Genomic DNA, 11,713 nt, shown 5'->3' on the forward strand with positions numbered 1-11,713 from the left:
GTGGGGGGAGGGTGGAGTGAGCACGCACACCGTCCGGCACGAAGGTGCCGAGCTGCGTTACGAGCTGCGGGGCGACGGCCCGCTCCTGCTGCTGATCGCCGGCCGCGGCGGCTACCGCGACCGGTACGCCGGGCTCGCCCGGCGCCTCGCCGGCACCTACACGGTGCTCACCTACGACCGGCGCGGCCCGGGCACCGACTTCGACATGGGCCAGCAGGCCCGCGACGCGGCCGCCGTCATCCGCGCGGTCGCGCCCCGCGCCGCGGTGTTCGGCCAGGGCGCGGGCGGCTCGGTGGCGTTCGAGCTCGCCGCGCAGGTCCCGGACGCGGTGACCGAGCTGGTGGTCCACGAAGCGCCGGCGATCACGCTGCTGCCGGACGCGCCGAAGTGGCTGACCCTGGCCCGCCAGGTCCGGGCCACCCACGAGCACGCGGGGCTCGACGCGGCGCTCGAACTGGCCGGTCTGGCCCGGGCCGACTTCCCGGACGCCGCGGCCGCGGAGCTGTTCCTGGCCCGCGAGTTCCCGGCGGTGGTCCTGCACACCCCGGACCTCGACGCGGTCCGCCGCACGGGCATCCCGGTGGTGACGGCCGCCGGCGAAGCGAGCCGCGACACGTGCCTGGAGCAGTCGGCCCGGATCCAGGCGGAGCACCTGGCGTGCCGGTACGCCCGGTTCCCGGGGGGCCACCAGGGCTTCGAGTCCGACGCGGAGGCGTTCGCACCGGCGTTGTGCACGACCCTGGCGAGGCTGCACCGCCTCTGAGCGGGCGGCAGATCGTCGACGCGGAGAGGCCCTCCCCGCCGAACCGGCGAGGAGGGCCTCCGCTGAACCGGGGACTAGATCTTCGCGCACTGTCCGGCGGCCGGGCCGCGGACGGTGTTCGGCAGGTCGTAGTCCGTCGGGACCGGCGAGTTCAGCGCGCAGGCCAGCGGGCCGCCGATCGTGCTCGACGTCAGCACCGGCCCGTGGTTGGCGGTCAGCGCGACCGGGCCGCCCACCTGGGTCAGCTCGATCGACACCTGGCCGGACGCCCCGGTGATCGCCACCGGGGCGTCCACCTTCGTGCGGTTGAGCACGACCTGAGCGGCGCCCGTCGCGGCGAGCGGGCCCTTGATCTCGCCGCCGCGCACCACCAGCGACGCGCCGGCGCCCACGGTCACCGGGCCCGAGACCGTCGCGTCCTGCAGGCACACCGTGCCGGACGTGACCGAAAGCGGCCCGGACGACGCGCCCGTGATCGTCTTCGTGCAGGAGGCGTCCGGCTTGCCCAGCAGCTCGAACTCGGCCAGCTGCGCCGGGGCGCCGGTGCTGGTCGCGGTGACTTCGAGCTTGTAGTAGGCGTAGTGCGCCGGGTTGGCGACCTTGAACGCGCGGGTCTGCTGCCGCCAGCTGAACGCCTGGTTCGTCTGCTGGTCGGCCACCGCCCAGGTCTTGCCGTCGTAGGAGCCCTTCAGCGTCCAGCTCTTCGGGTCGCCCGCACCGGTCTGGGACGTCAGCGTGTAGTGCGTGACGGCTTCGTCGGTGTTGTTCAGCTGGTACTGCAGGGCGCCGGTGACGGCGGCCTGGGTGCGCGAGGTGTTGTCGATCAGCGCCGCGGCGTTGGAGCCGTCCGAAGTGGACAGCGTGCCCTTGCCGGGACCGGTCTCGTCGTGCAGCGGCGTCGGTACCGCGTCACCCGTGGTGATCGACTTCGGCGCGTCGTTCGGGCCGGTGCCCCAGTTCGAGGGGTTCGGGCCCATGTCGAAGTCGATGACCCCGCCGCGCGCGATCAGGTCCTGCGGCAGCGACGTCGAGGAGTACGCCTTGCCGTTGACCTTCACGCCCTGGACGTAGACGTTCTTCGCGCTGTTCTTCGGCGCGTTGATCACCAGGTTCTTCCCGCCGGCCAGGTGGATGGTGGCCTTCTTGAACAGCGGCGACCCGATCGCGTAGTTCGGGCTGCCCATCTGCAGCGGGTAGAAGCCCAGCGAGCTGAAGATGTACCACGCCGACATCTCGCCGTTGTCCTCGTCGCCGGGGTAGCCCTGGCCGATCTCGCTGCCGTTGTAGAGCCGCGACAGCGCTTCACGGACCTTCGCCTGCGTCTTCGAGGGCTGACCCGCGTAGTCGTACATGTAGAGCAGGTGGTGCGCCGGCTGGTTGGAGTGGCCGTACTGGCCCATCCGCACGTCCCGCGCCTCCCGCATCTCGTGGATCACGCCCCCGTAGGAACCCGGGAAGTTGGCGGTCTCCTGGTCGGCGAAGAACTGGTCCAGCTTATTCGCTAGACCGGCCTTGCCGCCGTAGAGGTTCGCCAGGCCCTGACCGTCCTGCGGCACGGTGAACGCCATGCCCCAGCCGTCGGTCTCGGTGTAGTCCCCGCCCCACGAGCGCGGGTCGTACTGGTCCTTGGTCTTGGTGAACTTGCCGTTCGCGTCCTTGCCCTGGAAGAACCCGACGCTCGGGTCGAACAGGTTCACGTACTGCTGGGCGCGGCTGGTGAAGTACTCGTAGTTCTCCTGGTACTCCGCCTTGCGCGGGTCGTTCGGCGCCGCTTCGTCGGCCAGCTTCTTCGACAGGTTGGCGATGCCGAAGTCGTTGACGTAGCCCTCGATCGCCCACGAGAAGCCCTCGCTGGCGGTGTTGGGCGTGTAGCCGAGGAAGATGCCCTGGTCCAGGCCCTTGCGGCCGACCGCCGAGTTCGGCGGCGTGACCGTGGCGTTCTTCAACGCCGCGTCGTAGGCCGACTTGACGTCGAAATTGCGCACGCCCTTGAGGTAAGCGTCGGCGAACGCGACGTCCGAGCTCGTGCCCGTCATCAGGTCCGCGTAGCCCGGCGAGGACCAGCGCGCGATCCAGCCGCCGTCGCGGTACTGCTGCACGAACCCGTCGACCATCTTCCCGGCCATGTCCGGCGTGAGCAGCGAATACGCCGGCCACGTCGTGCGGTAGGTGTCCCAGAAGCCGTTGTTGACGTACATCTGGCCGTCGACCACCTTCGACCCGGTCTGGGTCGCGGTGTCCGTGCCGGTCTTCGGCGACACGGGGCTCGCGTACTGGTAGACGGGCTTGTCGGCGGTGCCGGTGTTCTCGGACTGGGAGTTCGGGTAGAGGAACAGCCGGTACAGGTTCGAGTAGAGCGTCGTGAGCTGGTCCTTCGACGCGCCTTCGACCTCGATCACCTTGAGCTGGTCGTCCCACGCCTTCTGCGCGGCGTCGCGCACGGTGTCGAACGTCGCGGCGGGGGCGATCTCCTGGGCGAGGTTCTTCTTCGCCTGGTCGACGCTGATCAGCGACGTCGCGATCCGCATGTTCACGGTCTTGTCGGCGCCGGCGTCGAAGCGGAGGTAGCCGGTGACGTTGTCGCGGCCCTGCCCGGTGAGCTTGCCGCCGGCGGTGACGGGCTTGTCGAACGTCGCGTAGACGAACATCCGGCCCGCACCGGCGTACACGTTGGTCTCGGTGTAGCCCGAGAGCGTCCCGTTGGCCGGGTCGAGCGTGAGCCCGGCCGAGTTGTTGACGCTGTCGAAGATCAGGCTCGAGTCCGCGCCCGGGAAGGAGAACTTCATCATCGCCGCGTGGTCGGTCGGCGCGATCTCGGTCTTGATCCCGTTCTGGAACTGCACGCCGTAGTAGTGCGCCCGCGCGACCTCGTCGCTGTGCTTGAACGGCAGCGCCCGCGCGTCGCGGTTGGCGTCCGGCACCCCGGCGGCCGCGGACGGCATCACCTGGAACGCCTGGCGGTCACCCATCCACGGGCTCGGTTCGTGGCTCACGCTGAACGCCTGCAGCTGCGGGAGGTTCTGCGCGTTGTTCTGGGTGCTGTAGTTGTAGAGCCAGCTGCTCGACCCGGCGTCGGTGACCGGGGTCCAGAAGTTGAACCCGTGCGGCACCGCGGTGGCCGGGAAGTTGTTGCCCCGGGAGAAGGTGCCGTTGGCCATCGTGCCGCGGGTGGTGACCACGTTGTCGCTCGGGCGGGTGCTCGACGGCGGGGTCGGGGTCGCCGACACCTTGACGTCGTCCAGCCAGCCCTGCAGCGAACCCGGGCCGTTCGGGTTGTCGTAGCCGACCAGGATCCGGTCGATCGTCTTGCCCTTGGCGACCTGCCCGATCGCCGAGCGCACCAGGTTCCACTGGTTGGCGTAGAGCACCTTCGAGGCGCCCTGGCCCTCCGGCGTCAGCGGGAAGCCGTACTGGTCGGTCGCACCGAGGTTGCGCAGGTACGTGCCGTCGGTGAAGGCCAGGTCGATCGCGACGTTCGTGCTGGGGTACTTCAGGTCGCCGGTGATGAACTGCGGCTGCACCTTGTACGACAGCTCGGTCGAGTCCACGACCGGGATGTTCACGTCGAAGATCTTGTTGTACGACCAGCCGTGCCCGGTCGCGGTCTGGCTGCCGGAGTAGCGGAACGCCTTCATGCCGGTGAAGCCGACGCGGTTCTTGTTCGTGTAGCCGCTGGTCGGGCCGGAGTCGACGAAGCTGCGCATGTTCGGCAGCGGCGGCGGGGCCGGTTCGTCGTTGGCCAGCAGCAGCTCCGACATCTGCAGGATCGGGCCGCCGTTGTTGCGGGTGACGTCGAGCCGGTAGTACTTGTACGCCGCACTCGGCGCGGCCAGCTTGTAGTCCTTCTGCTGGAACCGCGCGGTGAACGCCTGGTCGGCCTGCTTGTCCAGGTCCGTCCACGCGCTCGCGTCGTTGGACCCCTGCAGCGTCCAGTCCTTGGGGTCGCGGTTGTCGAAGTCGTTGGCCGAGGAGATCGCGTAGTGCGTGATCGACGTCGGCTCCGACAGCGTGATCTGCGCCCACGCCGTCGGGTCCCAGGACAGCCACTTCGTGTCCGTGGTGCCGTCGACGAGGTTCGACACCACCTCGCCGCCGTCGGTGTTCTCGCTGCTGGCGCTGGTCTCGGTGACCTTGCCGCGGATGTCGCCCGGGATGGCGGTGCCGTTCGCGCCGTTCACGCCGTACGCGCGCGGCTTGCCCGCCGCGTCGGTGTCGACGGTGTCGGTCCACGTCGGCTGGACGTCACCGGGCTCGAAGGAGGACGAGAAGTCGGCCGGAAGGGCGTCTTCGGCGGCGGACGAGGCCGCGGGGAGGGCGACCAGGCCGGCGGCGACCACGGCGGCGGTCACCAGGAAAGCGACCGGCGGTCTGGCGCTTCGGGGCATCGTTGCTCCAAGCTCTGGAGGGTGAACGGGGGACCGACGGACGGGGACCGGCGGCGCCCAGAGAGCGAAACGCGCGGGTGACATCGATGTCAAGACCGGTCGGCAAACCTGGCCAGAACTGGACAACCGAGGGAACGGGGACCAGATGAGACGCGTTCGGACCATCACCGCAGTCACGGCACTCCTGCTCGCCACGGCCGGGTTCGCCCCGGCGGCCGCCACCACCGCCACGGACGCCGCGGTCCGGCCGGTCACCGCCTGCGGCGACCTGGTCCGCGGGTTCGCGCTCCCGGGCGCCGCCACGCACGTCACCTCGGCCACCGTCGTCGCCGCGACCGCCACCGACCCGGAGTACTGCGGCGTCCAGGGCTACGTCGAGCCCGCCGTGCGGTTCGCGCTGCGGCTGCCCACCAAGACCTACGCCGGGCGCTACCTGCAGTACGGCTGCGGCGGCTTCTGCGGCCTGGTCAGCCCGCCCGCCTTCGCCGACTGCGGCCTGCCCCACGGTGGGGACGTCGCGGTCGCCGCCACCGACGACGGGCACGTCGGCAAGACCCCCGCCGTCGTCGACGACGGCAGCTGGGGCGCCCACGACCAGGCCGCCCGCGACGACTTCGAGTTCCGCGCACCCCACGTCGTCGCGCGCGCCTCGAAGGCGATCATCCAGGCCTTCTACGGCGCCCCGCCGCGCAAGTCGTACTTCACCGGCTGCTCCGACGGCGGCCGCGAAGGCCTCGAGCTGGCCCAGCGCTACCCGGCCGACTTCGACGGCGTCGTCGCCGGCGCACCCGCGGACTACTGGAGCCCGCTGCTGGAGTTCCAGGCCTGGCTCGCCCGGGTGAACACCGCCGCCGACGGCAGCCCCATCCTCACCGCCGCGAAGCTGCCTGCCCTGCACAACGCCGTCCTCGCCGCCTGCGACCGCCTCGACGGGCTCGCCGACGGCCAGCTCGACGACCCCCGCGCGTGCCACTTCGACCCGGCGAAGCTGACCTGCACCGGCCCGGACACCGCGGCGTGCCTCACCCCGGCCCAGGTCACCGCGACCCGCAAGCTCTACTCGCCGCCCACCGACGCCCACGGCACCCTGCTCTACCCCGGTGGTGAGCTGCCGGGCTCGGAGCTGTCCTGGGCCGGGTGGATCATCGGCGTGCCCGAGACCGGCGGCGTCTCCTTCGCCCGCAGCCTCGCCGACAACTACCTGCGCTACCTCGGCTACCCGATCGGCGCACCGGCCTCGACCGTCGACACCTTCGCCTTCACCCGGCGCGAGTTCGACCGGCTGATCCCGGAGGGCGTCCGGTACAACGCGATGAGCCTCGATCTCTCGGCGTTCCAGCGGCGCGGCGGCAAGCTCGTCCTGTGGCACGGCTGGGCCGACGAAGCCATCCCACCGGCCGGCACGCTCGACTACTACCAGCGGCTCACGCACGGTCGGCCCCAGGACTTCGCCCGGCTGTTCATGGTCCCGTCGCTCTACCACTGCAGCGGCGGCACCACGATCACCGAGTTCGACCCGCTCAAGCAGCTCGTCGCCTGGGTCGAACGCGGCACCACGCCCACGGTGGTCACCGCGACCGGCCGCGACGCCGCCGGCCACGTCACCCGCACGCGGCCGGTGTTCGCCTACCCGCGGCGCGCGGTCTACGACGGCACCGGCAGCGTCGACGACGCGGCCAACTTCCGCCCGGCGCCGCCGGCCTCGCCGCCGCACGACGCCGTCGACTGGGCGGGCAACGGCCTCTACGCCATCCCGGGGCCGGTAGCCCGCTGAACGGGTCACGCGGGTCCGGCGTCGTCGCTAAGATCACGATCATGACGACGCCGGAACCCGCCGACCGGGTACTTTCCCGCGCCTCGCTCGCCGAGGGCAGCCCCACCCGCTGGTTCGACCAGCTCTACACCGCCGCCGCCCGCGGCGAGGCCGAGGTGCCGTGGACGCGCGGCGCACCCAACGCCGACCTGGCCGCATGGGTCACACCCGGCGACGGCCGCCGGGCCCTGGTCGTCGGCAGCGCGCTGGGCGACGACGCCGAGCTCCTGGCGGCCCACGGCTGGGCGGTGACGGCGTTCGACGTCGCCCCGACCGCCGTCGAGGCCGCCAGGGCCCGGTTCCCCGAGTCCACGGTGGACTACGTGGTCGCCGACCTGCTGGCCCCGCCGGGGGAGTGGCACCACGCGTTCGACCTGGTCGTGGAGATCATGAACATCCAGGCGATGCCCCGCGACTTCCGCCCGGCGGCGCTGGCCGCCCTGGCGGGCTTCCTCGCCCCCGGCGGCACGGCGATCGTCTCCGAGGTCGCGGAGGAGAACTTCGACATGGCCACCTGGGTGAGCCCGCCGTGGCCGTTCAGCCGCACCGAAGTCGCGTCGGTCGCCCAGGACGGCGTCAAGCTGCTGAGCCTGGAGACGATCCGCGACGGAGCCCGCTACTGGGCCGAGTTCACACGCTAGCGAGGAACCGGGACAGCACGCGGGTGCCGAAGTGCAGGCCCGCCACCGGCACCCGCTCGTCCACCCCGTGTGCCATCGCCCGGTACGGGAAGCCCTTCGGCAGCCACAGCGGGGCGAACCCGTAGTTCGCGATCCCCAGCTGGGCGAACGCCTTCGCGTCGGTGCCGCCGCCGAGGCAGTACGGCACCACCACCGCCTCCGGGTCTTCCGCCCGCAACGCGGCGGCCATCGCGTCGAACCACGGCGAGTCCACCGGGGCCTGCACCGGCGGCTGGTGCGCGACGAACTCCCGCGTCACGCCCGCGCCGAGCAGCTCGTCCAGCGCCGCGAACAGCTCGTCCTCGGTGCCCGGCAGCACCCGCACGTCGACCTGCGCGGTCGCCGTCGACGGGATCACGTTCACCTTGTAGCCCGCGTCCAGCATCGTCGGCGTCGTGCTGGTGCGGATCGTCGGCAGCACCAGCGAGCCCGCCGGGCCGAGCGCCGCCACCGCGGCGTCCACTCCGTCCGAAGTGGACAGATCCACCGGCACGCCGAGCGCCGATCCGGTGCGCTCCAGGAACGCCCGCACCGCCGGGGTCAGCGTCACCGGCCAGCGGTGCGACGCGATCCGGTGCAGCGCGCCCACCAGCCGGGTGACGGCGTTCTCGTCGTTGGGCCGCGACCCGTGCCCGGCGCGGCCGCGCGCGGTCAGGCGCAGGTGCGCCGTGCCGCGCTCGGCCGTCCCGACCGGGTACAGGTGCACGTCACGGCCGTCGGCCGCCGGCACGTGGTAGGTGTAGCCGCCCGACTCGCTGATCGCCGCCTCGCAGCCTTCGAACAGCTCGGGGTGAGTGGCGACCAGCCAGTGCGCGCCCCACTCACCGCGGTCCTCCTCGTCGGCGACGAACGCCAGCACCAGTTCACGCCGCGGCCGCACGCCGCCGGCCAGCGCGGCGAGCACCATCGCGACGAAGTCCTTCATGTCGGTCGCGCCGCGGCCCCACAGGTAGCCGTCGCGGACCTCGCCGGAGAACGGCGGCACCGACCAGTCCGCCGCGTCCGCCGGCACGACGTCGAGGTGGCCCTGCACCAGCAGCGCGGGCAGTGCCGGGTCGGTGCCGGGCACCCGCGCGACCACGCTGGCCCGGCCGGGCGCGGCCTCGAGGATCTTCGCCGGGATGCCGAGCGAGTCCAGGAACGCCGCCACGTACTCGGCGGCCGGCCGCTCAGGAGCGGCGTCGTTGTTCCCGCGGTTGGTGGTGTCGAAGCGGATCAGGTCCGCGCACAGCTCGACGACGTCAGCCATAGATGCCCTGCACCGCCCCGCCCGCGATCGCCGTGACGACCTTGAACGCCTTCATCGCCTCGGTCATGGTCGCCGCGTCGAACCCGACCCGCCGGGTGCCGATCTGCTCCACCGTCGGGATCACCGCCGTCGACTGCGCCAGGTGGCTCGCGTCGAACTCCACCTCGATCCGGTGCGCCCGCACCTGCCGCTCCTCGCGCCCGGCCCGCGCCATGGCGTCGGCCGCCGCGCCGGTCAGCAGCTCCGCCGTGCGCGCCGGCGGCAGGCAGATCGCCGCGTACCGGCTCACGCACTCCTTCACCTGGACCAGCTCCGCCTCCGGAGCGTAGTCACGGGCGTCGTCACACGTTTTGTCGTCACCCGAAACGAGCAGGACAGGGACGCCGTACTCCGCGGCCATCGCCGCGTTCAGCCTGCCCTCGCTCGCCGGGACGTCGTCCAGCCACACCCCGGTGATCTGGTTCTCCAGGTAGGTGTGGGAAAGCACCCCGTCGAACCCCGCACCCGCGTGGTAGCCCAGGAACACCACACCGTCCACACCGGAGTCGACGCCCTGCATCATCGACAGCGGCTTGTGCCGCCCGGTCAGCATCCGCGCCCGCGGGTCGAGGTCCTCCAGCAGCAGGTTCCGCTGCGACGAATGGGCTTCGTTCACCAGGACGTCACTGGCCCCGGCCTCGAACAACCCGGCCAGCACCGCGTTGACGTCGCCGGTGAACAGCCGCCGGAAGCGGTCCCACTGCGGCGAACCGGGCACGACGTCGTCGGTCCAGGTGACACCGGTGGCGCCCTCCATGTCCGCCGAGATCAGGATGCGCATGCCCGGCACTCTAACCAGGCCGCCCGGGCCCCGGGCGCGGAATCCCCGATCACGGTCGGTCACCAAACCCGATCGATAACGATCGGACACCTGCCGAGGCGGCAACATATTGCGCGGTTGTCCGGGTATGTGGTTACTTCTCGTCCTTGGGGAGGCTCACAGCGAGAACGATGGGGTGGTTTTTGGTGCATTTCCAACGCAGAGTCGGGCGGTTCGGCCGCGTGGGCGCGGTCGTCGCGGCCGCGACGCTGGCGGCGATCCCGCTCGCCGTGCCCGCGCAGGCCCAGCAGGGCAAGGTGCTGCGGGTCGCGCTGACCACCGGCATCGACCACCTGAACCCGTTCACCGCCTCGCTGGCCGCCTCGACGCAGGTCGGCCGCTTCGTCTACGAGTTCCTCACGATCCCCTCGGCCGAGACCGCGCAGGCCTCGCCCGCGCTCGCCGAGTCGTGGACACCGTCGCCGGACAAGCTCACCTGGACGTTCAAGATCCGGTCCGGCGTCAAGTGGAGTGACGGGCAGCCGGTCACCGCCAAGGACGCCGCGTTCACGTTCACCCGGATGATGAACGACGAGAACGCCCGCACCGCGAACGGCAACTACGTCACCAACTTCGACACGGTCTCCGCGCCCGACGACACCACGCTGGTCATCAAGACCAAGACCGTGCAGTCGGACATGAACCTGCTCGACGTCCCGATCGTGCCCGAGCACGTCTGGGCGCCGATCAAGGACCTCAACGACCCGAAGACCGACAGCATCCCGGTCGTCGGCGTCGGCGACGGCCCGTACCAGCTCACCGACTACAAGCAGAACGAGTACGTCAAGTTCAAGGCCAACAAGGACTACTGGCGCGGCGCGCCGAAGGTCGACGAACTCCAGCTGCTGGTCTTCAAGGACTCCGAAGCCGCCGTCAACGCCCTGCGCCAGGGCGAGGTCGACGTCATCAACCGGCTCACCCCGACCCAGTTCACCGCGCTCAAGGGTCAGCCGAACATCGCCACCAACGCCGCGCCCAGCCGCCGCTACGACGAGATCAACCTCAACTTCGGCGTGCAGAACAGCGAGAACCAGCCGATCGGCGACGGCAACCCGGCGCTCAAGGACATCCGGCTGCGCAAGGCGATCGTCCAGGCCATCGACAAGCAGGCCGTCGTCGACCGCGTCGCCAGCGGCCTCGCCCAGGTCGGCACCGGCGTCATCCCGCCCATCTACCAGAACTACCACTGGGAACCGGCGGCGAACGAGCAGGTCAAGTTCGACATCGCGGCCGCCAACACCGCCCTCGACCAGGCCGGCTACGCCAAGGGCGCCGACGGTGTCCGCACCGTTCCCGGCGGCGGGAAGCTCGAGCTGCGGCTGACCGGGCACGCCAACCGGCCCTACGACCAGCGCCTCGCGCAGTACGTGTCGGGCTGGCTCAAGGACATCGGCATCACGGTCAAGCAGGAGCTCGTTTCCGACGACGAGCTCAACGACCGCACCAACTCCGGCAAGTACGACCTGGCCATCTCCGGCTACGCCACCAACCCGGACCCGGACTCCGCGCTGCAGCTGCACATCTGCGCGGCCCGCCCGAACGCCCAGGGCAAGGGCGCCACGACCGACACGTTCTTCTGCGACCCCCAGTTCGACAGCCTGCGCGCCCAGCAGCTCGCCGAGACCGACGACGCCAAGCGCGCCGGGATCGTCAAGCAGGCCCAGGCCCGCCTCGCCGACCAGGCCGTCAACGTCGTGCTCGACTACCAGAACGCGCTCGAGGCCTACCGCTCCGACAAGTTCTCCGGCTTCACCAAGCAGCCGCAGCCCGAGGGCGCGATCCTCGAGCAGTCCGGCTACTGGGGCGTCTACGGCGCCACCCCCGCCGGCTCCCAAGCCACGGCCGACTCCGGCGACAGCGGCACCGTCGTGTGGATCGTCGTCGGCGCGATCGTCCTGGTGATCATCGTCGCCGGTGGCGTGATCATCAGCCGCCGCAGCAAGACTTCGGAAGACCGCGAGTAG

At 71.1% G+C, this 11,713-nt stretch carries 7 protein-coding genes; 4 read left to right on the plus strand and 3 right to left on the minus strand.

Going from position 1 to position 11,713, the window contains the following annotated elements:
- The first annotated feature begins 16 nt into the window (after positions 1-16).
- A complete protein-coding gene (locus OG738_RS34130) occupies positions 17-763 on the plus strand; it encodes an alpha/beta fold hydrolase (protein WP_329047270.1) in 747 nt (248 codons plus the stop codon).
- Between the two features lie 74 nt (positions 764-837).
- Here OG738_RS34130 and OG738_RS34135 read toward each other — a convergent pair whose 3' ends face one another.
- Positions 838-5,148: a GH92 family glycosyl hydrolase gene (locus tag OG738_RS34135; RefSeq protein WP_329047271.1), complete on the minus strand. Its 4,311-nt coding sequence runs from the start codon at positions 5,146-5,148 to the stop codon at positions 838-840.
- Positions 5,149-5,293: 145 nt separating this feature from the next.
- Here OG738_RS34135 and OG738_RS34140 point away from each other — a divergent pair, with 145 nt between their 5' ends.
- Both OG738_RS34140 and OG738_RS34145 read left to right on the plus strand, forming a co-directional pair.
- Entirely contained in the window at positions 5,294-6,922 is a 1,629-nt protein-coding gene (locus OG738_RS34140; RefSeq protein ID WP_329047272.1) for a tannase/feruloyl esterase family alpha/beta hydrolase, read from the plus strand.
- 41 nt (positions 6,923-6,963) lie between these two features.
- Positions 6,964-7,602 (plus strand): class I SAM-dependent methyltransferase, encoded by a 639-nt coding sequence (locus OG738_RS34145; protein WP_329047273.1) that lies wholly within the window; start codon positions 6,964-6,966, stop codon positions 7,600-7,602.
- On the opposite strand, the gene OG738_RS34150 is transcribed toward OG738_RS34145, so the two are convergent.
- Complete coding sequence (locus OG738_RS34150) at positions 7,592-8,890, minus strand: M20/M25/M40 family metallo-hydrolase (protein ID WP_329047274.1); 1,299 nt, start codon at positions 8,888-8,890, stop codon at positions 7,592-7,594. The genes OG738_RS34145 and OG738_RS34150 overlap by 11 nt on opposite strands.
- On the minus strand, positions 8,883-9,710 hold the full coding sequence (locus OG738_RS34155) for a M55 family metallopeptidase (protein WP_329047275.1): 828 nt from the start codon (positions 9,708-9,710) through the stop codon (positions 8,883-8,885). The genes OG738_RS34150 and OG738_RS34155 overlap by 8 nt, the downstream gene beginning before the upstream one ends.
- A 170-nt stretch (positions 9,711-9,880) precedes the next feature.
- Here OG738_RS34155 and OG738_RS34160 point away from each other — a divergent pair, with 170 nt between their 5' ends.
- On the plus strand, positions 9,881-11,713 hold the full coding sequence (locus tag OG738_RS34160; protein ID WP_329047276.1) for an ABC transporter substrate-binding protein: 1,833 nt from the start codon (positions 9,881-9,883) through the stop codon (positions 11,711-11,713).

This window comes from Amycolatopsis sp. NBC_01488 (assembly GCF_036227105.1).
Lineage (GTDB): Bacteria > Actinomycetota > Actinomycetes > Mycobacteriales > Pseudonocardiaceae > Amycolatopsis.

Excerpts from the sequence above, each read along its gene's own strand:
- OG738_RS34160 (WP_329047276.1), top strand. The coding sequence starts at position 9,881 with ATGGGGTGGTTTTTGGTGCATTTCCAACGCAGAGTCGGGCGGTTCGGC.
- OG738_RS34155 (WP_329047275.1), bottom strand. The coding sequence starts at position 9,710 with ATGCGCATCCTGATCTCGGCGGACATGGAGGGCGCCACCGGTGTCACC.
- OG738_RS34150 (WP_329047274.1), bottom strand. The coding sequence starts at position 8,890 with ATGGCTGACGTCGTCGAGCTGTGCGCGGACCTGATCCGCTTCGACACC.
- OG738_RS34135 (WP_329047271.1), bottom strand. The coding sequence starts at position 5,148 with ATGCCCCGAAGCGCCAGACCGCCGGTCGCTTTCCTGGTGACCGCCGCC.
- OG738_RS34140 (WP_329047272.1), top strand. The coding sequence starts at position 5,294 with ATGAGACGCGTTCGGACCATCACCGCAGTCACGGCACTCCTGCTCGCC.
- OG738_RS34145 (WP_329047273.1), top strand. The coding sequence starts at position 6,964 with ATGACGACGCCGGAACCCGCCGACCGGGTACTTTCCCGCGCCTCGCTC.